Origin of the sequence: Sphingomonas sp. PP-CE-1G-424 (assembly GCF_004341085.1) — a bacterium.
In the GTDB taxonomy this organism is placed as follows: Bacteria; Pseudomonadota; Alphaproteobacteria; order Sphingomonadales; family Sphingomonadaceae; genus Sphingomonas.
In genome coordinates this window covers 577,470-603,467 of the sequence record NZ_SLXW01000003.1, presented here as the reverse complement: position 1 = coordinate 603,467, position 25,998 = coordinate 577,470, and the positions used below count along the sequence as shown (strand labels likewise).

Here is a 25,998-nt window from a genome sequence, read left to right as displayed (position 1 = left end):
AGCCTGGGCTCCCGCCTTCGCGGGAGAACAATCTTACGTTCGTGGCAACTGCGACGTGGGGTCGACTGGCGTGCGGCCCTTGCGGAGTTCGAAGTGCAGTTCGGGCCGATCCGCAAACCCGGTATCTCCCGATAGCGCGATGGTCTGGCCGCGCTTCACGCTCTGGCCGCGTTGGACCAGCAGCTTCGACGCGTGGCCGTAGACGCTCGTCCAGCCGCCGCCGTGCTTGACGATCACCAGACCGCCGAGCGCGGCGATGCCGTCTCCGACATAGGCGACCACGCCGTCAGCCGCGGCGTGGATCGGCGTTGCCATCGGCACCGCAATCTTGATGCCGTCGTTGCGCTCGCCGCTCGCGCCCGGGCCGAAGCGCTTCACCACCCGGCCATCGACCGGCCACAGGAACCCGCCGCTCGCCAGCCGTGCCGGTGCGGTGACGACCGCGTTCGACGGCAGTACGCGGCGCGGCGTCGCAATTGGTTTTGCCGGTGCCTGGTTATTGGCGAGCGCCGGCTCGCCGCCGGTCAGGATGTCGTCGATGTCGAGCTTGAACGCCGACGCGCGTTCCGCGGCGCTGGGCCTGCCGCCGCCGGGGGCGTCGGGGATCAGGACCCGTTGGTCGGCGCGCAACACGTATGGCTCGACCAGCGCGTTGGCCGAGACGATCCGCGACCATTCTACGCCATAGGCACGCGCGATCGCGATGCCGGTCTCGCCGCGCCGGACTTGGTGATAGCGCCCGCCGGGGATCGTCAGCCGCTCGCCGGTCTCGATCGTGTAGGGCGAATCGAGATCGTTCGCGCGCGCGATCGCCTCGAGCCCCGCACCGCTCCGATCGGCGACCTTGCTCAGCGTATCGCCGGGCTGCACGACATAGGTCGTTTCAGGGATCGTCTTGGCATCGGCCCGGACCGGACGCGCCTCCCAGGCCGGGCGCGGCGCGGGCAGGGTCGTCACCGCGCCGGTATCGCGGTCGGATCGGTCATCGGACCCGTCCTGCGCTACGGCTTGATCCCGACGAGGCGGCGGATCGTAACGCTGGACGGGTGGATCGCGGTACGGGCGCTGCGGGCGACGGTCAGGGGCCGGCTGGCCGTAGCCGGCGGGGCGTTCGACCTGCGGAATGCACGCGGCCAGCCCGAGCAACGGCAGCGAGGCCGCCGCCAGCAGGGACCGCGCGCGCACCATCACCGATAGGCCTGGGTGAGCACGTCCAGCGAGTCGGTGTGGGTCAGGTCGAGATGCATCGGCGTCACCGAGACGAATCCGTCCGCGGTCGCTTCGAGATCGGTCGCGTGCGCCGGCGTCTCGACGGTCCGACCCAGCGCGAACCAGTGATATTCGTAGCCGCGCGGATCGGTGTTGGTGACGATCTCCAGCCGCCCGTAGTCCCGCAGGCCCTGGCTGACTACGCGTACGCCCTTTACCGCATCGGCGGGGCCGGCGGGAAAGTTGACGTTGACCAGCGTCCCTGGCGCCATCGGTGCGTCGAGCAATGGCCGCAACACGCGTTCGCCCCATGCCGCCGCCGCCTCGAACGGCACGCTGTCGCCCATGCCCTCGCGGCTATAGAGCTGGCTGAGCGCGATCGACCGGATGCCGCCCAGCGCGCCCTCCATCGCCGCGGAGACGGTGCCCGAATAGGTCACGTCCTCGGCAAGGTTCGCGCCCCGGTTGACGCCGGACAGGATCAGGTCGGGCGGGCAATCCTTCATGATCTTGGCGAGCGCCATCATCACCGCGTCGGTCGGCGTGCCCGCGACGGCATACCGCTTCTCTCCATGTTTCCGCACGCGGATCGGCCGCGACAACGTCAACGAATGTCCAGCCCCCGACTGTTCCTCGGCGGGTGCGACCACCCAGATATCGTCGGACAAGGTCCGGGCGATCGCCTCCAGCACCTTAAGCCCAGGCGCGTGATAGCCATCGTCGTTGGTCAGCAGGATCCGCATCAGCGCTTTGGCTCCAACAGCGTCAGCCCGCCGAGATACGGCTGGAGCACCGTCGGCACTGCGACCGCGCCGTCCTCCTGCTGGTAGTTCTCCAGCACCGCGACGAGCGTCCGCCCGACCGCGAGCGCGGAGCCGTTAAGCGTGTGCACGAACCGTGTGCCCTTCTCGCCCTCGGGCCGATAGCGCGCGTTCATGCGGCGCGCCTGGAAGTCGGTGCAGGTCGAGACGCTGCTGATCTCGCGATAGCGCGCCTGGCCCGGCAGCCAGACTTCGAGATCGTGGGTGCGTGCCGCGGTGAAACCCATATCGCCGGTGCATAGGAGCATCCGCCTGAACGGTAGCTGCAACGCGTCGAGTACGCCTTCCGCGCACGCCGTCATCCGCTCGTGCTCGGCCTCGGACATGTCGGGGGTGACGATCGAGACCATCTCGACCTTGTCGAACTGATGCTGGCGGATGTAGCCGCGCGTATCGCGACCCGCAGCGCCCGCCTCGGAGCGGAAGCACGGCGTCAGCGCGGTGAAGCGCAACGGCAGTTCGGCTTCGCTGAGGATCTGTTCGCGGACGATGTTGGTGAGGCTCACCTCCGCGGTCGGGATCAGCCAGCGGCCGTCGGTGGTCCGGAACAGGTCCTCCGAGAACTTCGGCAGCTGGCCGGTACCGAATACGGCGTCGTCGCGGACGAGAAGCGGCGGCGACACCTGTTCGAAGCCCGCGTTCGCGACATGATCGAGCATGAACTGGCCAAGCGCCCTTTGCAGCTTGGCGGCAGGCCCGCGGACGAGCGTGAAGCGCGCCCCGGACATCGCCGCACCGGTCTCGAAGTCGAGGCCGATCGCAGGACCGATCGCGTCATGCTCGCGCGCCGCGAAGGCGAACGTCGTTGGCGTGCCACGCGTGTGAACCAGCGCATTGTCGTCCTCGCCGCCGCCCTCGGGCACGTCGGTCGCGGGAAGATTCGGGATCGCGGCAAGCATGGCCTGGAGTTCGCTACCAAGTCGCGCCTCATCGGCTTCCAGCGCGGGCAGCGCCTCCTTCAGGCTCGCGACTTCAGCCATCAGAGCCTGCGCCTTGGCCTCGTCCTTCTGTGCCTTGGCCTGGCCGATCGCCTTCGACAGTTCGTTGCGGCGGGTCTGCGCGCTCTGCGAGTCCGCGATCGTCGCGCGGCGCTGCTCGTCGAGCGTCACCAGCGATGCGGACTGCGGTGCGACACCCCGCTTGGCGAGGGCGGCGTCGAAGGCGGCGGGATCGTCGCGGATCAGGCGTATGTCGTGCATGGCTGGGCTATGCCGAGGGCCGCGAGCGTACGCAAGGCAGGCCCTCTGAAACCTCCCCCTTGGCGGGAGAGGACCAAGGGTTCGCAACCTCTCGCGTTCGCGGCGCGTTCTTCAGGTATACGCATAGCGAAAAGGAGAAACCTGCATGCATCTTCCTCACAACTCCGTCGTGCTCGTCGCGGACGGCCGGAAAATGCTGTTCCTGCGCAACGAGGGTGATGTCGAATTCCCCAATCTCGTCGTCGAAAAGGCGCAGGAGCAGGACAATCCGGCAACGCGCGATCAGGCGACCGATTCCGCAGGCCGCGCCTCATCGCCACAGGGCGGTGTGCAGAGTTCGGTCGAGCCGACCGATTTCCACCAGATCGAGGAAGACCGTTTCGCTGCCGACGCCGCTGACTTCCTGAAGAGCGGTGCGCTGAAGAACACCTATGACTCGCTGATCGTGGTCGCGCCGCCGAAGATTCTCGGCGAACTGCGCAAGCATTATCACAAGGAAGTGGTCAGCCGCCTCAAGGGCGAACTCGACAAGGACCTGACCGGACATTCGATCAAGGATATCGAGAAGGCACTCAAGAACGCCTGATCGCGCCTGGCGAACCCGATTGCCGCTAACAAAAAAAGGCCCCGGTGGATCGATCCACCGGGGCCTTTTTCCTGCTTGATCTCAATAAGGCCGGTTCAGGCCTTGACCGCCGCCGGTTTCGCGAACCGCTTGCGAGCCACCAGCGCGGCTGCGGCCGCACCGAACAGCAACACCATCGGCGGCGCGGGGACGGGGGCGGGCGGGCCACCGCTGGATCCCGGCGGATCGCCATGATGACCACCGGAACTCGTGCTGCTGCTGGTCGACGTGCTGCTCGCCGACGAGGTCGACGAGGCGGAGGAGGTGCTGCTGCTCGATGCCGACGTCACGTTGCCGCTCGACGACGACGAGACATTGCCGCTCGAGGACGAAGACACGTTGCCGCTCGACGACGACGATACGTCGCCGCTCGAGCCGCCCGATGCCGATGTGCTGCTGACGCCGCCGGTCGACGACGACGTCGACCCACCGCTCGAGGTCGACGAGATCACGATGCTCCCGCTCGATCCGCCGCCACCGCCGCCGAAGCCCCCTCCGAAGCCGCCGCCAAATCCGCCCGAACCACCAAAGAAACCGCCGCTGCCGCCGACCACGACGGGAACGCCGCCGCCGCCACCGATGAAGCCGCTACCGACCGGCGCGATCGCGGGGTTTGGTGCCGCATTGGCGACCGTGACGATCGTCGGCGTGCAGGCGGTGCTTGTCGTCGTCGTGACCCGGCGACGCAGGCGCGGGCGGGCAACCGACGCGACCTGACGATGAACCGCATGTTTCACCAGGACGCGCTTGGTGTTCGCGGTCCGTGCCGGCCGCTCGGCGACGTGCACCGCACCCCCGCCGATCAACGCACCGCCGCATGCGCATGCGCACAATTTAGCCAGAGCCATCCTCACCGACATATCGTCATTCTTTCATTGTCGACATTCGCTGTAATGCCGCACCCCGTCCGCAGCTTGCATCCTGCTATCCGACTAACTGCAAAAGAAACGGTTAAGTGCAACCGCATTATCCGAACCTAGTATAGGTAACGAACTATTTACGCATCCATAGCTGACACGATCGACGTTAACGTGCCGGGCTGGGACATAAAAGCACCAAAAGCAGGCGCGTGCCGCGGTATCCGGGCCGTGCTGCCAGCGGATAAGGTCCGGTTCGGTCTTGCCAAATGTTGGCGCGCGACGCGAGCCGCAAGCCACGCAATAAAATGTCCGTTTTGATCCAGGATGCGCAAGTGGGGTCGCTTGTGGTGCCGGACGGCTGCGACTATAGGCGCTTTCACCATTTGGGGGAGGCTTCTGGAGATCGGCGTGGCTGATCCGACGAGGCCAAAGGGAGAGTGGTATGGCGACCGTTATGAATCGTATGGACGATACCGACAATTCCAACCACGGCGCGGCAAACGACCGTAGCGCGGATGACGGCGGTGCGGACGGCGCGTACCGCCCCGATGCCGACGAACCTTTCATGAGTCTTCGGCAACAGGCCTATTTCCGACGCAAGCTTCAGGCCTGGAAAGAAGCGATCCTGCGCGAGTCGCAGGAAACCCTGTCGCAGCTGCAGGTCGACTCGCTCCGCGAGGCCGATCTGACCGACCGCGCGTCGAGCGAGACCGACTGGTCGATCGAACTGCGAACGCGCGATCGGCAGCGCAAGCTGGTCTCGAAGATCGAATCTGCCATCCGCCGGATCGACGAGGGCGAATACGGCTATTGCGAGGTTACCGGTGAGCCGATCAGTCTCGCACGCCTGGAAGCACGACCGATCGCGACGATGACCGTCGAGGCGCAGGAACGTCACGAGCGGCACGAGAAGGTCTCGCGCGAGGATTGAGCGGCGTAGGGCGACGGCGTGGGAGTCGACGGTGCGGGTCAGCGGCATCCGTCGGATCCGTTAGGTCTTTCGTCGCAGTATGATGCTATGATCCGTCGGCGGTAAGGATCGGGGCGGCCGGGAGCGAACGGCGACCAAACGGGACGAATGGCGTGACAGAAGCTTTTGACCGGTCGATGACGACTGACGCCGCGGCAGACGGGCAGGAAACATCGTCTCTTGACGTGTCGGGCAACCGCGTCGGAAGCCGCGACAGCCTGTTTGTCATGGCGAAGCTCAGGCTGGCGGACGAGCGGGGACCTCGCGAGGTTCGTGTCCGCAATCTCTCCGAACGCGGGCTGATGCTCGAACTGGACAAGGTCGTCGCGATCGCAACACCGGTACTGCTGGAACTGCGCGGGCTCGGCGAAATCGGCGGCAAGGTCGCATGGTGCACCCAGGGTCGCATCGGCATCGCGCTCGACTCGCCGATAGATCCCAAGAAAGCCCGCAAGGTTGCCGGCGTGTCGCAATCGGCGAATACGCCCTTCTATGCCAAGGCGACGACCGAACGCTGATCGCGCGGACTGTCTCGCAGTGTCCCCCCGGACCAGCGTCCGGGGAGTGCTGCGGTTGCCAAAATGCGGCAAATCAGAGGCTGACGATTTCCTCTTTCAGCTTGAGTTTCTGTTTCTTCAATCCTGCCAGGATGGTCGCATCGGGCAAAGGCCGGTGAGCTTCGGCTGCAATCCGTTTATCGAGCACGGCGTGCTTGGTTTCCAGAGCTGTCTGATGCGTCGTCTGCACGGTAGGATACCTCCTGCATTCGGGTTGGGGAGCAGAGTAAACCACTGTGTCATCGAAATGTCTTCATCGGAAATGGACCAAATCGATTGAACGACCGGTTTTCTGCGATGACCGGTGCACGGATCGCAGATCGTCCCGCATTGCCGCAAATCGCCGGCTCGGTCGGTTTAGCGCTCGCGCCGGTCGGCGGATTTGCTAAGGGGCACGGCAGCAGCCAGTAATACCGGGGGACGAGGTGGACGAGGCGCAGACCAAAGCTCAACTCGAAGCCATGCGCATCGAGCATCGCGATCTCGACGACGCGATCGCGGCGCTGGCGGCCAAGCCCGTGCCCGATCAGCTGCAGATGGCGCGATTGAAGAAACGCAAGCTGCGGCTCCGCGACGAGATTGCCGCGCGCGAGGATATGCTGATCCCCGACATCATCGCGTGATCGCCGTCCTCGTCTGACGCGTTCCCGCTCAGATCAGGACCCCGCCGCACCGAACGACGCATTTCGGGACAGATCTTGGTTAACGCGGCGTTCGCCATGATGGGCTACGCAGGCGCGCTATGCCATCGCGCTGTCCATGACTGACTCTCGACACGAAACGCAGATGCATCGTCGGTTGATCGACGCGCTGTATAGCGAATCGATGCTGCTGGCCGACGAAGCGCGCGCCTATTTCGATGAAGTGGGCCGTAACGAGCGCGACGGGCTCGATCCGTTCGTGCGCGTCGGTTTCAGCTGCGAATCGCTCAAGGTCACGACGCGTCTCATGCACGTGATCGCGTGGCTGCTGACGCAGCGCGCGGTTCAGGCCGGCGAACTGGACGTAAAGGATGCGCTCGATCCGTTGCGCCGCCTGGGAGATGGGCCGGTTACCGACAGGGTTCTGCTTGAATCCCTGCCGGCCCGGGCGCGTGCGTTGATCGACTCGAGTACGGACCTGCATCGACGGGTCGCGCTGCTGGACGCCGCGCAATCGCTCCCCGACACGCTGCCGAGTGCGGTACGTTCGATGCATCGGCGGCTGGCCCAGGCATTCTAGGCGGCCGATGCACCGCGATAGGGTGCATCGGCCGCGGTCCGCGACAAGAGTTGGTCGCGATCAGCTGATGTGTACGGTCTTGGTGATCAGGTGTGCGGCAACGCCTTCCGGACCGTCCTCGGAACCGTGGCCGCTGTCCTTGATCCCGCCGAACGGGCTGTCGGGATAGCTGAGCCGGACGTTGTTGATCGCGATCATCCCCGCCTCGATCGCGTCGCCGAGCATGTTCTGCCGGCGTCCATTCTCGGTGAAGCAATAGGCGGCCAGACCGAATGGCAGGCGGTTGGCTTCGGTGATCGCGTCTTCGTCGGTCGCAAAGCGGCTGAGCAGCGCGATCGGGCCGAACGGCTCCTCGTTCATCGCGCGCGCCGATAGCGGCACGTCCGACAGCACGGTCGGCTGGAAGAAGAACCCGCCGCTGCCGCCATACTCGCCGCCCGCGAGCAGCTTGGCGCCGTGATCGGTCGCATCGCCGACCAGTTCGGCGATCGCCTCGGGTCGGCGCGCATTGGCCATCGGGCCCATCTGGCTGGTCGCGGCCATCCCGTCGCCGACCTTCAGCGCGCGAGTCCGTTCGGCAAAACCTGCGGTGAACCGATCGTAGATGCCGTCCTGAACGTGGAAGCGGGTCGGCGCGACGCAGACCTGCCCCGCGTTGCGAAACTTGTGCGCGACCAGCGTGTCGAGCGTCTTGTCGAGATCGCAGTCGGCGAACACCAGCACCGGTCCGTGCCCGCCAAGCTCCATCGTCGTCCGCATCATCGTGTCGGCGGCAAGCTTCATCAGCGCCTTGCCGACCGGGACCGATCCGGTGAAGCTCAGCTTCCGCGTGATCGGCGAGGCGAGCAGGTGGCGGGAGACCATGTCAGGAACGCCGAACACGCACTGCGCGACGTCGCCGGGCAGCCCGGCATCCTGGAAGCATTTCAGCACTTCGACCGCGCTGCCCGCGGTTTCCTCGGACGGCTTGATGATGATCGAGCACCCCGCCGCGAGTGCGGGCGCGATCTTGCGGACGACGTTCATCACCGGGAAGTTCCAGGCGCAGAACGCGGCGACCGGACCGACCGGCCGATGCAGGACGAGGCTGCGCGAGCCCGACGGACGTGGCAGTACGCGCCCATAGATGCGCTGCGCTTCACCGGCGTGGAAGTCGAGCAGCGCGGCAGCAAAGGCGACCTCGCCCTTCGCCTCGGCCTGAATCTTGCCCTGTTCGAGCGTCGCGATCCGGGCGATGTGATCGGCGCGCTCGCGGAGCAATTGCGCGGTACGGATGAGGATCGCCGCGCGCTTTTCGGGCGGGGTCGCGCGCCAGGCGATGAACCCGCGCTGCGTCGCCTCGAGTGCGCGGTCGAGATCGGCGGCGGTCGCGAGCGGCAATGCGGCCTGACCCGCGCCGGTCGCTGGATTGAGCACGTCACGCGTCTCGCGCCCGTCGCCGCTCATCCATTCGCCAGCGATGTACAGGCCGAGGCTCGTGTCATAGGCCGTCGTCATAGATCGTCTCCATCCGTGTTGCGGGGCGTTGCGCGCCAGTGGGTCGAACTTAGCCTGAACGTGAGGCCACGCACTGCCCATCGCGAGTACATCGTCGGGGCATTGCCGAGGCGCAACCCCATGCCGCACGTGCGTCGCGCTGGATGCCCACCGATGCGCGACCAATAGTCGTGTCGACGATCTTGGTGCATGCTCGCCAGTCTATGGCGAAGAAGAAGTATCTGCTGACCGCGACCCTGCCGGACGGGTATGTGAAGACGATCGGCCCGACGGCGACGCCGTTCACGCATTATTGGCGGCTGGTGGCGCATCTCGGCGGCGGGCGGACCGAGGTGTTCTGGGGCCATACCAAGTCGCTCACCGAGGCCCGCCGGAAGCGTGCTGCCGCAAGCGATCCCGGCATCGCGCGCGGCTGGGATCGATATGATTTCGAGATCGTCGAACTCGTTCGATCGTCGGACTAGCGTGATTTCGATCATCGGCGCGACGCGCGATCGGAACGTCCGCGCCGTCCCTGCGCTGTGGTGTGGCGTACCAGGACAGGATTGATGACATGAAGATCGGTTTTATCGGCCTCGGCCAGATGGGCGGCGCGATGGCCGCCAATCTGCTCAAGGCGGGACATGACGTGACGGTGTGGAACAGGTCGGCGGACAAGGCCGCCAAGCTCGTCGAAGCAGGCGCGCACTTGGCCGAGAAGCCGGTCGACGCGGCGCAAGGCGAGGTGGTGATGACCATGCTCGCGGACGATCGCGCGCTCGAGGCAGTGGTGTACGGCGAGGGGGGTATTCAAGGTGCTCCAGCGCTGCACGTGTCGCACAGCACGATCGGCATCGCGCTCGCGGATCGTCTTGCGGCGGACGCGGGCAACGGCTTCGTATCGGCGCCGGTGTTCGGCCGTCCGGTCGCGGCGGAGGCCGCCAAACTGTTCGTGATCGCTGCCGGCGCGCCGGCCAACCTCGATCGGTGCGAGCCGCTGTTCGGCGCGATCGGACAGCGGACGTTCCGCATCGGCGAGACGCCGTCGGCCGCGAACCTCGTCAAGCTCAGCGGCAATTTCATGATTATGGCCGCGGTCGAGGCGATGGCGGAGGCAATGACCCTGGCCGAGAAAGGCGGCGTCGATCGCCGGACGTTGCTCGACGTGTTGACCGGCACGCTGTTCGGCGCGCCGATCTACCAGACCTATGGCGACATCCTCGTCGAGGACCGGTTCCACCCCGCCGGCTTTGCCGCACCGCTCGGCCTCAAGGACATGACGCTGGCGGATACCGCGGCGACCATGCTCCGCGCACCGATGCCGATCCTCGGTATCGTCCGCGACCATTTGCGCTCGGTGATCGCCAGCGAGGGCGAGGATGTCGACTGGGCGGGCGTCGCGCTGGCGGTTCGGCGCGGTGCGGGTATCGCCTAGCCGCGGGCTAGGACCGGTGGCGGGGCGGCGATCGCCGTCGCCAGCGCAGCAGACCGGTCACCAGCATCGCGCTTGGTACCAGTCCGGTGACGAACGCCAGCCACCGTCCGATCAACCCGAACGCCTCGCCGCCGTGCAGCGGATGCAGCCAGTTCAGCACCGTATCGCCGCTGGTGTCGGCGAGACCGTCGCGGACGGCGAGGATCCGGCCGGTATACGGGTCGAGCCAGACGTTGGTACGCGGGAACCGGCGGCTCGGCTCGCCCGGCCGCGCGAGATTGATCCGGATCGGCGCGGTGGTCGTTGCCGGTGTCTCGATCCAGGCAAGCGCGCCATCGGGAAACCGGCGCTGGGCGACTGCGATCAAGCGGTCGACCGGCAGCGCGGGCCCCACCGGTTCGACCGTAAGCGCAGGCACATGGAAGAGTGGCGACGCGCGCGCGATCAACGGTCGGGTCTGGTCGGGCAGGTCGAGCAGGACGCCGGTCGCGGTGATCGCGAGCAGCGGGATCAACCCGATCAGCCCGGTCAGCTTGTGGAGATCGTAGAGCCGGCGGATCGCGGCGGCGGGGCGCTTGAACCGCAGCGCCCGCCACCATCCACCCGGTCTCGGCCACCACGCCCAGAGTCCGCTGGCGATGAGAACGAGCATCGCGATGCCGGCGATGCCCATCGCGATGCCGCCCGGTTCGCCGAGCAGCAGGCGATAATGCAGGTCGTAGATCCAGGTTACGACCGTATCGCCCCAGAACCCGGCCCGGATCGTCGTCAGGCGGACCGGGTCGATCCACAGCAGCATCGGCGCGAACGCACGCCCGGCGGTCTCCTGCGGCGTGTAGTAGCGGACCGGGATCGCGCCGCCGCTCGGGTCGATCTCGATCCGCCAGGCGCCGGTTCGCGCGGGATGCTCGCGGTGGAGCGTATCCACGACCGCCTGCCACGATGGCGGGCGCGTACCGTCCGGCACTGCGCGTAACGCCGGGCTGAACGCCGCGTCGATCTCCGGGTAGAATACGAGCGCGCTGCCAGTCAGTCCGGCAAACGCGAAGATCAGCCCTATCGATAGGCCGAGCCACAGATGGATGTGACGAACGACGACTCGCGCCGATCGTGGCCGGGCGGGAATCGGGGCGGCGATCGGGGCAGTAATCCGGGCAATCATCAGAGCCGCAGCCGCACCGCGCCGAACAGCGCGCGCGGATCGGCGGGGGCGTGGAGCCGCTGCGTCCCGTCGTACCAAACATATTCGTAATGCTCGTTGGCAAGGTTCTTGATCTGCAGCGACACCTCGACGTGCGGCGTCACCGCGTAGGCGACCTCCGTGTTGAGCACGACGTAGCCGCCATAGCGTCCCTGCGTGTTGGCAGGGGAGAGTTCGTAACTCGACTGGCCATTGCCCCAGAGCGACAGTCGCAACCGATCGATCGCCGTCACGTCGAGCCCGCCCGAGACGACGTTCTGCGGGACATGATCGATCGCGTTGCCGGCCTGCGACGGCGTTGCAGGGTCGGGGGTGACGATCGTCGCGGTCTGGTGCGAATAGCTGCCCCACAGGTCGACGCCGCGCGCCGGTTTGAGGTCGAGCTGGAGATCGATTCCGCGCCGCCGGGTCTTGCCGAGATTGTCGAAATCGCCCGACGGGTCGTTCAGCCGTCGCTTTAGTTCGCCGCTCGCGGTCTGTTGCCACAGCGCGACGCGCGCCTCGAGCCAGCGACCCTGCGTGACCTTGATACCGCCCTCATATCCTTCGTTGATCGAGGGGGCGACATCGACGGTGCGCGGCGGCACCAGATAGGCGCCCGAACCCGCGCCGATCTGGAACGTCCGGCCATAGTTCGCATAGAGCGTGACATCGCGGACCGGGGTGATTGCGACGCTGAGCTTGGGCTGGCTGATCGTACCATAGTCGTTGATCGGTGCGGTGGTGCCCGCAAGCCGGTTGGCGAAATGCCCCTCGACCCGGTCGACCCGCCACGCCGGCGTGATCTTGAGCCAGGCGGTCGGCTCGATCACCGCTTGGAGATAGCCGCCATACACGGTCAGGCCGAATTGCTGGTCGCGCGTCTGGCTGGTGATGACGCGGCGATCGGTCAGCCAGCGCAGGCTGCGATTGTCCTGCACCTGGATGTCGCCCCCCGCTTCGATCATCAGCGCGTGGAGAAAGTCGACATGCGGATGATAATGCAGCGCGACGATGCCGCCATATTGCCATTCGTCGGTCAGCCGCCGCTGCTGCGCGACGCTGGCCGAGAAGCGGACGTAGCGGTCGTCGGTGAGGCTGTTCGCATAGCCCTTTGCGCTGAGCGCCAGCGTGTCGGCCAGGTCCGAATCGAGGTGGAGGCTGTACTGGCCGATCCGACGCTTGCCGCCATCGGTCTCGGACACCGCATAGGATCGCTGCCGGTCGGTATAGGCGTCGGCGTCAGTGAGATAGCCCGGTTCCTGCGCGGTCGCGGTCGAGTAGCGGACGATCGCGCCGATCCGGGTCGCGCCGAAATCGTAGAACCATTTGCCCGCGAGATTGAGACGATCGAGATCGGCATGGTCGCGATAGCCGTCGGTGCGACGATAGCTGACGAGGTAATTCTGGCTGAACTTGCCGCGTTCGAGCCCCGCCGACACCTGGCCATCGACGGTCCCGAACGCGCCGCCAATGAGCCGTGCGTCTAGGTAGGTGCCGCCGATCCGGGTCAGGATGTTGGCGTTGCCGGCGATGTTGTTGAGGCCCCAGCGCGGATCGGACGTGCCGCGGACCAGTTCGATCCCGGCGATGTCGAGCGGTGCGACCATGTCGATGCCGGTCATCCCGCCGGCATTGTCGTTGGTCGGGACGCCGTCGATCATCAGCTTGACCGCATTGATCTCGCCCTCGCCGTTGAACCCTCGGATCGAGAAGCGGCCCGATGTCGTGCCCTGATTGAAATCGGTCAGCACGACGCCCGGCAGCCGCGCGAAGATCTCCCAGGCGTTGTCGACCGACTGGCGCTGCGCGACGTCGCCGCCGAGCAGATCGACCGAGGTCAGGACGTTGCCGGTCGAGCGCGCCATGCTCGGCGCGGTCACGACGATGTCGCCGATCGTGAAGCGCGTATCGCTCTCGGTCGTCGGGGCATTGGCGGTTTGCGCGGTACTCGGCGTGGCGAACGCGAGCAGCGGCACGACGACGGCCAGCGCCATCGTCGCCTCGTGGGGAGGCGTGAATCGAAACATCGGCAATTCCAGTGATCGGCGCGCATCTCGGGGATGCGCGTCATGAATCGGTGCACATCGCGCTCGGCGACATGCGTTTCAGAGGATCAGAGGTAGGCCGGCGGGCCGCGTAACGGCGGGCGCAGATACCGCGTCAGCGCGCGCGGGAGCGGTCGGACATACCGCCATGCGAGCGCCATGGCGAACGCGATCGCAGCGATACGCAGGACGAGATCGACACTTTCCAGCGCGTGCGCGGTCAGGCTCGAGAACGCGCAGGGCATCTCCGCCTTGTCGTGCTTGGTCGAGCGATCGTGGTTCATCGCCGATCCGGCGCCATCGTCGTGCATGCCCGGCATGGCGATCGCCTGTGGGGCCACCGCCTGTGCCGTCATGCCTTGTGCCGTCATGTCCCGCGGCGTCATCCCCGAGCAGAGCGTGATCGCGATCCGGCCGTGCTCGCTGGATACCATGTAGCCCGAGGGCACCAGCAGCTTCATCGCCAGCGCCGCCATGCACAGCATTGCCGCGAGGTAGCGATGGGACAGGGAAAGGCGGCGAAGACGGTACACGACTCGGGGGTAGCGGGGTGCGGGCGGCCTGTCACTTGGCCATCCTGTCCTCCCCCGCACGGAAAGGATCAGCGGATCATGCGCGCGATCGTCTTTGCAGCCGCCGCACCATAAGGCGGCTTCAATCCGGCGAGCTTGGCGACATCGAGCCGCGATTGCTTGAAGACGGCGCGCGCGTGGCTGAACGTGCGGAAGCCGTCGATCCCGTGATACGCGCCCATGCCCGACGGGCCGCTGCCCCCGAACGGCAGGTCCTCCATCGAGATGTGGAAGATCACATCGTCGAGCGTCACCCCGCCCGAGATCGTCCGGTCGAGCACGCGGCGGCGTTCGGCGTCGTCGCTGCCGAAATAATAGAGCCCAAGCGGTCGGTCGCGGCGGTTCACCTGCGCGATCGCGTCGTCGATGCCGTCGTAGCGGCGGATCGGCAGGACCGGGCCAAAGATTTCCTCCTGCATCACGATCATGTCGTCGGTCGCGTCGCGGACGATGTGCAGCGGCATCTTCCGCGAGTTAGCGGCGCCGAAATCCTCGTTGGCGGGGTTCACGACCTCGACCGTCGCGCCCTTCGCACGGGCGTCGGCGATCCAGTCGGTGAGGCGCTGGTGATGGCGGTCGTTGACCACCGACGTGTAGTCGGCGTTGGCGAGCAGCGTCGGGTACATCGCGCTGGCCGCCGCCTTGATACCGTCGACCACTTTTGCCTCGTCCGCCGAGGGCACCAGCATGTAGTCGGGTGCGAGGCAGATCTGCCCGGCGTTCATCATCTTGCCGAGCGTCACGCGTTCGGTTGCCTTAACGATATCGGCCGATGCGCCGAGGATTACTGGCGATTTGCCGCCGAGTTCGAGCGTGACCGGGGTCAGATTATCCGCGGCGGCGTGGAGGACGTGGCGGCCGATCGCGGTCGCGCCGGTGAAGATCAGGTGATCGAACGGGAGCGCGGAGAAGGCCTTGCCGACCTCCGCATCGCCCGAGACGATCGCGAGTTCGTCCTGCGCGAAATACCGCGGGGCGAGTTCTTCGAACAATGCAGCGGTGGCAGGGGTGTATTCGCTCGTCTTCGCCATCGCGCGATTGCCCGCGGCGAACACGCCCGCGAGCGGACCGATCAGCAGGTTCACGGGGAAATTCCACGGCGCGATGATGCCGATCACGCCCTTGGGCTGGTATTCGACCCAGGCCTTCGCGCCGAGCAGTCCCAAGGGAAACTGCACCGGACGCCGGTCGCGGCGCATCCAGCGGTCGAGATGCTTGGCCGCATGCGCGATCGGCGCGAGCGACGCGCCGATATCCGTGATCATCGTCTGTTCACGGCTACGATGCCCAAAATCCTCCGACACCGCGTCGCAGAACCGCGCGGCATTGTCCCGCACCATCGCCGCAGCACGCTTGAGCCGATCGAGGCGGACGGCCTTGGTGACCGGCATATCGGCCATGAACGCGTCACGCTGGGCGGTCAGGATGGTGTGCATGTCGGTCATCGGGGCATCCTCGAATGGGTAACAAACCCGCCTCGCAAGGTGTGCGGGGTCAAAGCGAACGCCAAGCGATCGTGTGACGTTGTAGATACCGCCGCTAGTTGCGGTGCTCAGCGGGAGGCGGTGCCAACGGCTTTCGTTTGTGCTTACCTCCCGCTGCCAGGACGATGACGGCGCTCGACAGCAGAATACTCGACACGAGGACGCCGACGGAAAGCAGGCCTGCGTTGGTCACGCGGGCATCGAATTTCGTCCGTGCGCCGATCCTGATCGAGACTTCCGCGGCGTGACCGTGACCGATCAATCGGCGTTCGGCGATATCCAAGTTTTTCATCGGTAAAAGCTGAACCTTCGTTGGCCATCGGGCAAGCCCCCAAGCCTCAGATAGCGAAGCAACAGCATTGCCCCATGGGCCACGTCTTCGGGCGTGACGTCTATCGGGTCGGCCGTGACGAAGAATGCGGGGGCCGCACTGCGCTTCAAGCTCCCACCGGCAGATCCCGGAACGCCTGATCCTTGTCGACGCGGATTTCGCCGGGGAGGCCGAGGACGCGTTCGGCGATGATGTTCTTGAGGATCTCGTCGGTGCCGCCGGCGATGCGTAGGCCGGGCGCCCACATGGTTGCGGCGTGGAATGCGCCTTTGAGCGGGGTAAGCGCGGGGTCGGATATGATGCCGTATTGATCGCCCGCCTCGACCGCGGTGTTGCCGATCGCCTGTAGCTGGTTGGCGGCGACGATCTTGCCGATCGAGCTTTCGGGGCCGGGCACCTGGCCCTTCGACAGTGCGGTAATCGTCCGCATCCGGGTGTTGCGCAGGCCTTCGGATTGCACCCACCAGTCGGCTAGCGTCTGGCGGAAGGCCGTGTCCTTCAGCAGCGGACCGTCTGCGCCGTTGGCCTGGGCGGCGAAGGCGATGATATCCTCCGGGCCGACGCCACCGCTCGTGCCGATCGCCAGGCGTTCGTTCATCAGCGTGAACAGCGCGACTTTCCAGCCGCCGTCTATGGGTCCGAGCCGCTGCGCGTCGGATATCCGCACGTCCTCGAACCATACTTCGTTGAAGCTCGACCCGCCGGACATCTGGTGGATCGGCCGGATCTCGATCCCCAGCGCCTTCAGGTCGAGCCAGAACATCGTCAGGCCCTGGTGCTTCGGCACGTCCGGATTGGTGCGGACGAGGACGATGCCATAGTCGCTGTAATGCGCGCCCGAGGTCCAGACCTTCTGGCCGTTGATGACCCAGTCGTCGCTCCCATTCTCGTTTTTGGCGCGGACGGCTCGCGTACGGATCGCGGCGACGTCGGAGCCGCCGGCGGGTTCGGAGAAGAGCTGTGACCAGATCTCGTCGCCGCGCACCGCGGGGCCGACGAAGCGGTGCTTGGTCGCGTCGTCGGCATAGGCCATCACGGTCGGCACGCACATCCCGAGCCCGATCGTGAAATAGCTGCCGTCGACCGCGTGGCGCGCTTCTTCCTGGCCGAAGATCACGCTTTCGATCGGCGTGCCGCCACCGCCGCCCCATTCCTGCGGCCATGTGATGCAAGCATAGCCGCCAGCCGCTTTGCGCGCCTGCCAGGCCTTCGCCTTGGCCATGTCGTCGGTGTAATGGCCGTCATCGTGCTCGGCGATGTTCGCCTCGAGCCAGTCGCGCGCGGCGGCGCGATAAGCGGCTTCGGCGTCGCTGTCCTTGAAGTCCATGCTCGTCCTTTCAGGCGGCGTTGCGCATTTCGAGTTGGCCGACGAGCCGTTCGCGCCATGCGGCGGGGCTGCCGGCGACGAGCGCGAGCTGGCGTGAGCGGCGGTAATAGAGGTGGCAGTCAGACTCCCAGGTGAAACCCATCCCGCCATGCGTCTGGATGTTCTCCTTCGACGCGAACCAGTATGCGTCTGACGCAGCGACGCGCGCGGTCGCGGCGGCGAGCGGGAGTTCGGCGGCGCCCGCGTTCAGCGCCCACGCGCCATAATAGGCGTTCGAACGTGCGAGTTCGTTCTTCACGTACATGTCGGCAAGCTTGTGCTTGATCGCCTGATACCCGCCGATCTGCCGGCCGAACGCGTAGCGATCGAGCGCATAACCCTTCGCCATCTCAAGACAGCGATCCGCGCCGCCAAGCTGCTCGAACGCGAGCAGGACCGCGGCACGGTCGAACACCGCCTGCATCGCGGCGATCCCATCGTCGCTGCCAAGTCTTTCGCTAGGCACGCCATTGAAGGTGAGCCGCGCCGCGCTGCGGGTCGGGTCGAGCGTTTCGAGGACTTCGGCGGTGACGCCTGCGCCCTTCTCGACGAGGTAGAGCCCGTCGCGGGCGAGGACGACGATCAGGTCGGCGACGTCGCCATCGGTGACGGGGATTTTCTCGCCCGTGAGTTTGCCGCCGGAGACGGTGGTGCGGACCGATCGTGCAGTGACCGGGCCGGCGCCTTCCGACGTTGCGAATGCACCGATGACGTCACCCGCCGCGATCCTAGGCAGCCATCGAACTTTCTGGGTGTCGCTGCCGTACAGCATCAGCGCTTCGGCGACGAAATAGATGGTCGAGGCGAACGGGATCGGCGCGCAGGCACGCCCCAGTTCCTCGGCGATCGCGCCGAGTTCGATATGGCCGAGCCCCAGCCCGCCGAACTCTTCGGGGATCGCTGCGCCGAGCCAGCCCTGTTCGCCGACCGCCTTCCAGAGATCAGCGTCATACGCTTTGGCAGGATCGTCGAGTACCGCGCGGACCCGGTCGCTGCCGCAGTGCGCGGCCAAGAACTTGCGCACTTCGTCCTTGAGGAATTTCTGGTCGTCGGAATAATCGAAGTTCATGCGGACTCCTTCGAATGCGCCCAATATTCGTCGCGGAGCAGGCGCTTGTAGAGCTTGCCCGTCTCGTGGCGCGGCAGCGTGTCGCGAAAGTCGATCCGGCGCGGCGCCTTGACGTGGCTGAGGTTCGCGCGGGCGAAGGCGCTGAGTTCGGCGGCGAGTTGCTCGCGATCCTCGGTCGGGTCGGCGGGGCAGATTATCGCGACCACCTGCTCGCCCATCTCGTCGTCGGGCGCGCCGATCACCGCGACGTCGGCGACCTTCGGATGCGTGACGAGGAGGTTCTCGATCTCGGCGGGATAGATGTTCACGCCGCCCGAGATGATCATGAAGCTCTTGCGATCCGTGAGGTAGAGATAGCCCTCATCGTCGAGCCAGCCGACATCGCCGAGCGTCGTCCAGCCGAGCGCGTTGGCGGCTTCCGCGGTCTTGGCGGGATCGTTGTGATATTCGAACGCCCCGCCGCCCGCGAAATACACGTCGCCTTCGGCGCGCGGTGGCAGTGCATTGCCGTCTTCGTCACAGATCATCGTCTGCGCGGTAAGGTTGCGGCCGACCGAGCCCCTGTGCGTCAGCCACTCCGCGCTGGAGATCGCGCAGAACCCGTTGCCCTCGGTGCCGGCATAATATTCGCCGATGATCGGGCCCCACCAGTCGATCATCGCCTGCTTGACCGGGAGCGGGCAGGGGGCGGCGGCGTGCCAAACGGCTTTGAGTGACGACACGTCGTAACGCGCGCGGACCTCGGGCGGCAGTTTGAGCAGGCGGATGAAGTGCGTCGGCACCCATTGCGCGTGCGTGATCCGGTAGCGTTCGATCGCGGCGAGCGCGGCTCCCGGGTCGAAATGCTCCATCACTACGACGGTGCCGCCGACCTGGTGTACCGCCATCGACCAGCGCAGCGGCGCCGCGTGATAGAGCGGCGCGGGCGAGAGATATACCATCTCGGGCGTGAAGCCGTACAGCCCTTTGCCGAGCATCACGAGCGGCGAGACGTTGGTGCCAAACGGCTCGTCCGACAGCGCGTGCTTCACCCCCTTGGGCTTGCCGGTGGTGCCGGAGGAATAGAGCAGGATGCCGCCGGGCGACGGGTCGGCAATGGGCGTGGCGGGTTTCGCATCACGCGCGGCTTCGTAAGACGCGTACCCGTCGATCGCGCCGTCGACGACGTAGCGGCGCACGTCGTCGAGCATAGGTACCAGCGCGGCGGCTACTTGTGCGCATCCCTTGCTCACGATCAGCACCCGGCAATCGCCGTCGCGGATGATGTACGCCGCCTCGGCCGCGGTCAGCTTCGACGACAGGCACGTGCAATACACGCCGGGACGCTCGGCCGCCCACATGATCTCCAGATAGCGCGCCGAATTGTCCATCAGCACAGCAATCCCGTCGCCGCGCTTCAGCCCGAGCGACCGGAGCAGATGCGCGCCTTGGTTTGCCCGTTCGTCGAGGTCGCGATACGTCACCGTCTCGCCCGTCGCCGCCATGATGTAGGCGGGTTTGTCGGGCGTCGTCAGCGCGTGCGCGACGGGGTGCATCAGACGCGCTCGATGATGATCGCCGGGGCCATCCCGCCGCCCGCGCACATCGTCACGAGCCCGCGCTTCAGGTCGCAGCGTTCGAGCTCGTCCAATATCGTGCCGATCAGGATCGCCCCGGTCGCGCCGATCGGATGGCCCAGCGCGATCGAGCCGCCGTTGACGTTCACCTTGTCGCGGTCGAGTTTCAGGTCGCGGATGAACTTCTCGGCGACCACCGCGAACGCCTCGTTGATCTCCCACAGGTCGATGTCGTCGACCGCCAGCCCAGCCTTCGCCAGAACCTTCCGCGCGGCGGGGACGGGGGCGTTGAGCATCAGCGTCGGGTCGTCGCCCATGTTCGCCATCGCGACGATCCGCGCGCGGGGCTTCAACCCGTGCTTGGCAGCGTAATCGGCACTCGCGAGCAGTACGGCTGCAGCGCCATCGACCACACCGGAGGAATTGCCGGCGTGATGGACGTGCTTGATATCCACGTCGGGATAGCGCCGGTTGATCTGCTTGCGGAAGGTCGTGCCCTTGTCGTCGAGCGGCACGTCGGCAATCCCGGCGAACGACGGGCGGAGTGCGGCGAGTCCCTCGGCGGTGGTGTCGGGACGGGGGTATTCGTCCTTTTCAAGAACCAACGCGCCGGTCGCGTCGGTGACCGGCACTAGACTGCGATCGAACCGCCCTTCGGCGATCGCCACTGCGGCGCGGCGCTGGCTCTCCAACCCGAGCGCTTCGAGCGTTGCGCGGTCGATCCCCTCGATGCTGGCGATGGCGTCGGCGCAGATGCCCTGGTTCGATTGCGGATGCGCCGCGTCGAGCCTGGCGTTGCCCGAGCCGATCCCGAGCGGCCGCTTGCCCGCCGCCATGTCATCCTGCATCATCGTCGTGGTCAGCGACATCATCTCGGTGCCGCCGGCGATCACGAGGTCCTCCATCCCGCTCATGATCTGCGCCGCGGCGAAGTTTACCGCGGTAATCCCGCCGCCGCAGAACCGGTCGAGCGTCGTCCCGCTCGCCTTCACGTCATAGCCTGCATCGAGCGCTGCCATCCGCCCGAGATCGCCGCTCTGCTCGCCACGCTGCGTCGAGGTCGACCAGATGATGTCGTCGACATCGGCGGTATCCAGCTTGTTTCGCTCGGCAATCGCCTTCAGGACGGTCGCGGCGAGATGTTGGGGGTGCATGTGCGCAAGCGCGCCCTTGCCGGTCTTGCCGATACCGCGCGGGGTACGGACGGCGTCGATGATCAGTGCCTCGGCCACATCGCTCTCCTGTTGCACCCGCCGGTTCGGTCGTGGTGCCTGGTGCCGGATTGCGTCCGGTGCCAGCACGGCGTAACATTCGTTATGGGGAATGGCTTGTCAAGCAGGGTATTGGTGGAAGACGCGACGGCACCACGGGCGGATCTGGCGCCGCGCGACTGGCTGGAAATCGGCTTGCAGTTGCTGAAGGATGGCGGGTTGCGCGCGCTGAAGCTTCGGGGTCTGGCGCAGACGCTCGGCGCTTCGACGGGAAGCTTCTACCATCATTTCAAGGACTTCGACGGGTATCATGCGGCGCTCGCGGGGTATTTCGTCGAGGCGCATATCGACCCCTTGATCGTAGCGCTCTCCGCGTCGGATCTTGCGCCGGTCGAGCGGATCCGGGCGTTTGCGGACCATGTCCGCGATCACGACATGGCGCAGCTGGCGCTGGCGATGCGGGCCTGGGGAAAAAGCGACGTGCGGGCGGCGGCGGCGATCCGCGAGCATGACGAAAAGGTGATGGCGTTCCTGATCGCGGAACTGGTCGCCCATGGGTTCGAGCCGGTCGAAGCCGAAATCCGCAGCTATGCGCTGCTGGCGATCGGTCTCAGCCAGGTTCATGCCGACGAGGGGATCGACCGCAGCGTGTTGCGTGAGGGATTGCTGACCCTGCTGTGCGAGCGCTAGCGTAACGGACTGACGCGACTCCGTAAAAAGCGGAGCGCGAAACGGGGGGATGCGGGCATGCGGAAGTATGACTACGTGATTATCGGCGCGGGCTCGGCCGGCTGTGTGCTCGCCGCGCGGCTGACAGAGGACCCGGGGGTGAGCGTGCTGCTGCTCGAAGCGGGCGGCCGCAACGATGGCGTGCTGGTGCGGATGCCCGCCGGCGTCGGCGAACTCATCAAAAGCAAGAATGCGAGCAACTGGGGCTTCTCGACCGAGCCCGAGCCGCATCTCGACAACCGGCGGCTGTGGTGGCCGCGCGGCAAGGGGCTGGGCGGCAGCTCGTCGATCAACGGCATGATCTACACGCGGGGCCATCCGCAGGATTACGACGAGTGGCGGCAGATGGGCTTGCCTGGTTGGTCGTTCGACGACGTGCTGCCGTATTTCAAGCGGCTCGAAGGGCATCATCGCGGCGAAAGCGACCTGCATGGTGGCGGGGGACCGCTGACGATCTCCGGCGGCGAGTCCGACAGCCCGTTCTACGACGCGCTGGTCGAGGCCGGGCGCCAAGCTGGCTATCCGGTGACCGAGGATTTCAACGGCGCGAGCCAGGAGGGGTTCGGGCGCTACGACCTGACCGTGGCGGACGGGAAGCGTTGGAGCACGGCAGCGGCGTATCTGCGGCCGGTACTGTCGCGGCGCAACCTGACCTGCGTCACGGGCGCGCGGACGACGCGGATTCGGATTGACAAGGGACGCGCGACCGGCGTCGATTACGTGCTCGACAAGGGCGGGCGGAAGGAGAGCGTGACGGCGACGCGCGAGGTACTGCTGTGCGCGGGGGCGGTGCAGTCGCCGCACATCCTCCAGTTGTCAGGGATCGGCGATCCGGATCGGCTGACTGCGGCAGGGGTCGGTGTGGTGCATGCGCTGCCCGGCGTCGGGGAGAATTTGCAGGACCATCTCGACGTCGTGATGAACTGGAAATCGCGCGGGCTGCGGACCGGGTACGCGATGACCAAGGGCGTGGGGATGATTGGCGTCGGGCTGAACTACTTGTTGCGGGGCAAGGGGGCGGGGCGGCAGCAATTCCTCGAGGCGGGCGCGTTCGTGTCGTCGCGCGAGGGGCTGTCGCGGCCCGACGTGCAGATCCACGCGGTGCTCGCGATCATGCAGGATCACGGGCGGACCAAGGCGGTCGAGGACGGCTTCACGCTGCATCTCTGCCAGTTGCGGCCGGAGAGTCGGGGGCGCATCGGGTTGCGCTCGGCCGACCCGTTCGCCGACCCGACGATCGTCGCGAACTATCTCGCGACCGCGGAGGATCGCCGCGTGATGCGCGCGTGCGTCGGGATCGGTCGCGATGTGGCGCGGCAGGCGGCGCTCGATCCGTACCGGGCGGGGGAATTGTCGCCGGGCGAGGACGTCCGCACCGATGACGAGATCGACGCCTGGGTAAGGCGGACGGCTGAGACGATCTATCACCCTGTGGGGACGTGCAAGATGGGCGCCGCAGACGATACACTGGCGGTGGTCGATGCGAGCTTGGCGGTGCGTGGGTTGCAAGGACTGCGGGTGGTCGACGCATCGGTGATGCCGACGCTGATCGGGTCGAACACCAACGCCCCGACGATCATGATCGCGGAGAAGGCCGCGGACATGATCAAGGGGCGGCAGTTGGCGCGGGCGGCCTGATCCAAACCCGTCATCCTGACGAAAGTCAGGACCCAGGATCACAAGCGATGTCGTTCGTGGCTCTGGGTCCTGACTTTCGTCAGGATGACGGGGAGGGCGTTACCGAGGCGCCATCCGGATCGCGCCGTCCAGCCGCACGTCCTCCCCATTGAAATACCCGCATTCGATCATCGTCAGCGCCAGCGCCGCAAACTCCTCCGGCCGCCCGAGCCGCTTCGGAAACGGTACCGAAGCCGCCAGCGCATCGCGCACCTGCTGCGGGGCCGCCGCCAGCAGCGGTGTGTCGAAGATCCCCGGCAGGATCGTGTTCACGCGGATCCCCTCGCTCATAAGATCGCGCGCAATCGGCAAGGTCATCCCGACCACCCCTGCCTTCGACGCGGAATACGCAGCTTGGCCCATCTGGCCATCCTCCGCCGCCGCGCTCGCCGTGTTGACGATTGCCCCCCGCTCGCCGTCTTCACCCGGCTCCAACGTCAGCATCCCAGCCGCCGATTTGGCGAGGCAGCGGAACGTGCCGACGAGGTTGATCTGGATGATCCGGTCGAACGCATCGAGCGGGAAATGCTTGATCGAGCCGTCCTGCTTCGATCGCCCCGCAGTCTTCGCCGCGTTCCCCGTGCCCGCGCAATTGACCAGGATCCGCTCCTGACCATGCGCCGCATGCGCCGCCGCGAACCCCGCATCGACGCTGTCGTCGGACGTGACATCGACCTTGCAGAACACCCCGCCAATCTCGTCCGCAAGCGCTTCGCCCTTGTCCGCTTGAAGGTCGAAGATCGCCACCTTCACCCCCTTGGCGGCCAGCGCGCGCGCTGTCGCCGCGCCCAAGCCCGACGCACCGCCGGTCACCACGGCTGCACTGTTTGCGAGGTCCATGCATCTCTCCTGTCAAAGCCCCGAGATCCGCGCCCCGGTTGCAGAACATTAGTTATGCCGGTATTCGAAGCTTGCCAAGCCGGCATGTCGCTGAGGATTTGTCGATGAGCCATGCCATGTTGCAGAATGCCAGTCCGCACTGGCTCCCGCGTCAGCCCAAGGGCGCGCTCGATCATATTCCGGGCAGCAATGGCCTGCCGTTTGTCGGCAACACCTTCAAATTGCTGGCCGATCCGATCGCGTTTAGCGAGGGTATGGCCGCACGATACGGCCCGATCTATCGCAATCGCGCACTCGGCGGCACCGGCGTGAACTTGCTCGGACCCGACGCGAACGAACTGGTGCTGTTCGATCGCGACAAGATCTTCTCGTCCGAACAGGGCTGGGGGCCGCTGCTCAACATGCTGTTCCCGCGTGGCCTGATGCTGATGGACTTCGACAAGCATCGCGCCGACCGCAAGGCGCTGTCGGTGGCGTTCAAGCCCGAGCCGATGCGGCATTACGCGACCGAACTCGACGCGGGCATCGAGGCCGCGATCGGCGGCTGGGCCGGGCAGACGTTGCGCTTCTACGATGTGGTGAAGAAGCTCACGCTCGATCTCGCTGCGACCAGCTTCCTCGGCGTGCCGCTCGGCGCGGAGGCGGACCGGATCAATCAGGCGTTTGTCGACGAGGTGCAGGCGAGCGTCTCGCCGATCCGCAAACCCTGGCCCGGCACGCAGATGCGCAAAGGCGTCCGCGCCCGCGCCTATCTGGTCGACTTCTTCGAACGCGAAATACCCGCACGGCGGACCGGCGATGGCCAGGACTTCTTCTCACAATTCTGCCGCGCGACCGATGACGACGGTGCGCCGCTGACCGCGCTGGCAATCGCCGACCACATGAATTTCCTGATGATGGCGGCGCACGATACGATCACCTCGTCCGCGACCAGCCTGGTGATGTTGCTCGCGCGCAACCCGGACTGGCAGGAGCGGCTGCGCGAGGAGGTCGCCGCGCTCGACCCGGATGTGCCGCTGACCGAGCAGCTCGATCGCCTGATCCTAACCGAATACGCGTTCAAGGAATCGCTGCGGATGATGCCGCCCGTCCCGTCGATCCCGCGGCGTGCGCTCAAGGATTTCAGCTTCGGCGGGTTCGATATCCCGGCGGGCACGAGCGTCAACACCGCCATCACCTATACGCACCGGATGGCCGAGTATTGGCCCGATCCCGACAAGTTCGACCCGCTCCGCTTCACGCCCGAGGCGTCGAAGGGGCGCCACCGGTTCGCCTGGGTGCCGTTCGGCGGCGGCGCGCATATGTGCATCGGCTTGCACTTCGCGACGATGCAGATGCGGCTGCTGATCGCGCATCTGCTTATGCGTTACCGGATCGAGGCGGCGGCGGGCAGCGGCGATGCGTGGCAGGTCTTCCCGATCCCGCGGCCGAAGGACGGTTTGCCGGTTACCTTCGTACCGCTTGCCTCAACGTAATAATGTGTCATCGTACCGCGGTTCATTCGAAGGAGCCGTTCGTTGCGCTTGACCCTTGCTCTCCTCCTGCTCGCGGCGACGCCGGCC

Annotated in this window: 27 protein-coding genes; 12 read left to right on the top strand and 15 right to left on the bottom strand. The window is 66.2% G+C overall.

Annotated features, from left to right (window positions below; translation table 11 throughout):
* Positions 1-33 precede the first annotated feature (33 nt).
* Genes C8J43_RS12865 through serS form a run of 3 tightly spaced genes read right to left on the bottom strand, consistent with a single transcriptional unit; the run spans position 34 to position 3,229 of the window.
* Positions 34-1,188 carry a M23 family metallopeptidase gene (locus tag C8J43_RS12865; protein WP_133031222.1) on the bottom strand — a complete coding sequence of 385 codons (1,155 nt, stop codon included), beginning with the start codon at positions 1,186-1,188 and terminating at the stop codon, positions 34-36.
* Positions 1,188-1,952: a 5'/3'-nucleotidase SurE gene (gene surE / locus C8J43_RS12860; RefSeq protein ID WP_133031221.1), complete on the bottom strand. Its 765-nt coding sequence runs from the start codon at positions 1,950-1,952 to the stop codon at positions 1,188-1,190. The genes C8J43_RS12865 and surE overlap by 1 nt, the downstream gene beginning before the upstream one ends.
* Positions 1,952-3,229, bottom strand: coding sequence for a serine--tRNA ligase (serS, locus tag C8J43_RS12855; RefSeq protein ID WP_133031220.1), 1,278 nt, complete (start codon positions 3,227-3,229; stop codon positions 1,952-1,954). Before serS ends, surE begins: the two co-directional genes overlap by 1 nt.
* 145 nt (positions 3,230-3,374) lie before the next feature.
* On the opposite strand from serS, the gene C8J43_RS12850 reads away from it, so the two are divergent.
* The 4 genes from C8J43_RS12850 to C8J43_RS12835 all read left to right on the top strand — a co-directional run bounded on the left by C8J43_RS12850 (position 3,375) and on the right by C8J43_RS12835 (position 6,202).
* A complete protein-coding gene (locus C8J43_RS12850; protein WP_133031219.1) occupies positions 3,375-3,815 on the top strand; it encodes a host attachment family protein in 441 nt (146 codons plus the stop codon).
* A gap of 249 nt (positions 3,816-4,064) precedes the next feature.
* Positions 4,065-4,571 carry a hypothetical protein gene (locus tag C8J43_RS12845; protein WP_133031218.1) on the top strand — a complete coding sequence of 169 codons (507 nt, stop codon included), beginning with the start codon at positions 4,065-4,067 and terminating at the stop codon, positions 4,569-4,571.
* 585 nt (positions 4,572-5,156) lie between these two features.
* Positions 5,157-5,645: an RNA polymerase-binding protein DksA gene (gene dksA / locus C8J43_RS12840; RefSeq protein WP_056048710.1), complete on the top strand. Its 489-nt coding sequence runs from the start codon at positions 5,157-5,159 to the stop codon at positions 5,643-5,645.
* 176 nt (positions 5,646-5,821) lie between these two features.
* Positions 5,822-6,202: a PilZ domain-containing protein gene (locus C8J43_RS12835; protein ID WP_133031217.1), complete on the top strand. Its 381-nt coding sequence runs from the start codon at positions 5,822-5,824 to the stop codon at positions 6,200-6,202.
* Positions 6,203-6,275: 73 nt separating this feature from the next.
* Here the strand turns inward: C8J43_RS12835 and C8J43_RS12830 are convergent, their stop codons facing one another.
* Positions 6,276-6,431 (bottom strand): DUF465 domain-containing protein, encoded by a 156-nt coding sequence (locus C8J43_RS12830; RefSeq protein ID WP_082444127.1) that lies wholly within the window; start codon positions 6,429-6,431, stop codon positions 6,276-6,278.
* An 86-nt stretch (positions 6,432-6,517) separates the two neighbouring features.
* Here C8J43_RS12830 and C8J43_RS22555 point away from each other — a divergent pair, with 86 nt between their 5' ends.
* From C8J43_RS22555 to C8J43_RS12820, 3 genes are all read left to right on the top strand, one after another.
* Positions 6,518-6,652, top strand: a complete 135-nt coding sequence (locus tag C8J43_RS22555; RefSeq protein WP_279388833.1) for a hypothetical protein — start codon at positions 6,518-6,520, stop codon at positions 6,650-6,652.
* Between the two features lie 14 nt (positions 6,653-6,666).
* Positions 6,667-6,864, top strand: a complete 198-nt coding sequence (locus C8J43_RS12825; protein WP_056048712.1) for a DUF465 domain-containing protein — start codon at positions 6,667-6,669, stop codon at positions 6,862-6,864.
* 136 nt (positions 6,865-7,000) lie between these two features.
* A complete protein-coding gene (locus C8J43_RS12820; protein WP_243645564.1) occupies positions 7,001-7,462 on the top strand; it encodes a DUF1465 family protein in 462 nt (153 codons plus the stop codon).
* A 60-nt stretch (positions 7,463-7,522) separates the two neighbouring features.
* Here the strand turns inward: C8J43_RS12820 and C8J43_RS12815 are convergent, their stop codons facing one another.
* On the bottom strand, positions 7,523-8,959 hold the full coding sequence (locus tag C8J43_RS12815) for an NAD-dependent succinate-semialdehyde dehydrogenase (RefSeq protein WP_133031215.1): 1,437 nt from the start codon (positions 8,957-8,959) through the stop codon (positions 7,523-7,525).
* Between the two features lie 203 nt (positions 8,960-9,162).
* On the opposite strand from C8J43_RS12815, the gene C8J43_RS12810 reads away from it, so the two are divergent.
* Together C8J43_RS12810 and C8J43_RS12805 are read left to right on the top strand one after the other, a co-directional pair.
* A complete protein-coding gene (locus C8J43_RS12810) occupies positions 9,163-9,423 on the top strand; it encodes a hypothetical protein (RefSeq protein WP_133031461.1) in 261 nt (86 codons plus the stop codon).
* Positions 9,424-9,512: 89 nt separating this feature from the next.
* Positions 9,513-10,373 carry an NAD(P)-dependent oxidoreductase gene (locus C8J43_RS12805; protein ID WP_133031214.1) on the top strand — a complete coding sequence of 287 codons (861 nt, stop codon included), beginning with the start codon at positions 9,513-9,515 and terminating at the stop codon, positions 10,371-10,373.
* 7 nt (positions 10,374-10,380) lie between these two features.
* Here the strand turns inward: C8J43_RS12805 and C8J43_RS12800 are convergent, their stop codons facing one another.
* From C8J43_RS12800 to C8J43_RS12760, 9 genes are all read right to left on the bottom strand, one after another.
* On the bottom strand, positions 10,381-11,535 hold the full coding sequence (locus tag C8J43_RS12800) for a PepSY-associated TM helix domain-containing protein (RefSeq protein WP_133031213.1): 1,155 nt from the start codon (positions 11,533-11,535) through the stop codon (positions 10,381-10,383).
* Positions 11,535-13,583, bottom strand: coding sequence for a TonB-dependent receptor (locus C8J43_RS12795; RefSeq protein WP_243645563.1), 2,049 nt, complete (start codon positions 13,581-13,583; stop codon positions 11,535-11,537). The genes C8J43_RS12800 and C8J43_RS12795 overlap by 1 nt, the downstream gene beginning before the upstream one ends.
* 86 nt (positions 13,584-13,669) lie before the next feature.
* Complete coding sequence (locus C8J43_RS12790) at positions 13,670-14,134, bottom strand: hypothetical protein (RefSeq protein ID WP_133031212.1); 465 nt, start codon at positions 14,132-14,134, stop codon at positions 13,670-13,672.
* Between the two features lie 68 nt (positions 14,135-14,202).
* Complete coding sequence (locus C8J43_RS12785) at positions 14,203-15,705, bottom strand: coniferyl aldehyde dehydrogenase (RefSeq protein WP_279388837.1); 1,503 nt, start codon at positions 15,703-15,705, stop codon at positions 14,203-14,205.
* Between the two features lie 7 nt (positions 15,706-15,712).
* Positions 15,713-15,940: a hypothetical protein gene (locus C8J43_RS12780; protein WP_133031210.1), complete on the bottom strand. Its 228-nt coding sequence runs from the start codon at positions 15,938-15,940 to the stop codon at positions 15,713-15,715.
* Positions 15,941-16,094: 154 nt separating this feature from the next.
* The gene (locus tag C8J43_RS12775; protein WP_133031209.1) at positions 16,095-17,315 is read right to left on the bottom strand and encodes an acyl-CoA dehydrogenase family protein; all 1,221 of its coding nucleotides are present in this window, start codon (positions 17,313-17,315) and stop codon (positions 16,095-16,097) included.
* 10 nt (positions 17,316-17,325) lie between these two features.
* Positions 17,326-18,423: an acyl-CoA dehydrogenase family protein gene (locus C8J43_RS12770; protein WP_133031208.1), complete on the bottom strand. Its 1,098-nt coding sequence runs from the start codon at positions 18,421-18,423 to the stop codon at positions 17,326-17,328.
* A complete protein-coding gene (locus C8J43_RS12765; RefSeq protein WP_133031207.1) occupies positions 18,420-19,958 on the bottom strand; it encodes an acyl-CoA synthetase in 1,539 nt (512 codons plus the stop codon). The genes C8J43_RS12770 and C8J43_RS12765 overlap by 4 nt, the downstream gene beginning before the upstream one ends.
* Positions 19,958-21,211 (bottom strand): acetyl-CoA C-acetyltransferase, encoded by a 1,254-nt coding sequence (locus C8J43_RS12760; protein WP_133031206.1) that lies wholly within the window; start codon positions 21,209-21,211, stop codon positions 19,958-19,960. The genes C8J43_RS12765 and C8J43_RS12760 overlap by 1 nt, the downstream gene beginning before the upstream one ends.
* Positions 21,212-21,325: 114 nt before the next feature.
* Here C8J43_RS12760 and C8J43_RS12755 point away from each other — a divergent pair, with 114 nt between their 5' ends.
* Both C8J43_RS12755 and C8J43_RS12750 read left to right on the top strand, forming a co-directional pair.
* The gene (locus C8J43_RS12755) at positions 21,326-21,880 is read left to right on the top strand and encodes a TetR/AcrR family transcriptional regulator (RefSeq protein WP_165899618.1); all 555 of its coding nucleotides are present in this window, start codon (positions 21,326-21,328) and stop codon (positions 21,878-21,880) included.
* Between the two features lie 57 nt (positions 21,881-21,937).
* Complete coding sequence (locus C8J43_RS12750) at positions 21,938-23,557, top strand: choline dehydrogenase (protein ID WP_133031204.1); 1,620 nt, start codon at positions 21,938-21,940, stop codon at positions 23,555-23,557.
* Between the two features lie 99 nt (positions 23,558-23,656).
* On the opposite strand, the gene C8J43_RS12745 is transcribed toward C8J43_RS12750, so the two are convergent.
* Positions 23,657-24,436 (bottom strand): SDR family NAD(P)-dependent oxidoreductase, encoded by a 780-nt coding sequence (locus C8J43_RS12745; RefSeq protein WP_133031203.1) that lies wholly within the window; start codon positions 24,434-24,436, stop codon positions 23,657-23,659.
* A 104-nt stretch (positions 24,437-24,540) separates the two neighbouring features.
* Between C8J43_RS12745 and C8J43_RS12740 the strand changes: the two genes are divergently transcribed.
* The gene (locus C8J43_RS12740) at positions 24,541-25,911 is read left to right on the top strand and encodes a cytochrome P450 (protein WP_133031202.1); all 1,371 of its coding nucleotides are present in this window, start codon (positions 24,541-24,543) and stop codon (positions 25,909-25,911) included.
* Positions 25,912-25,998 lie beyond the last annotated feature (87 nt).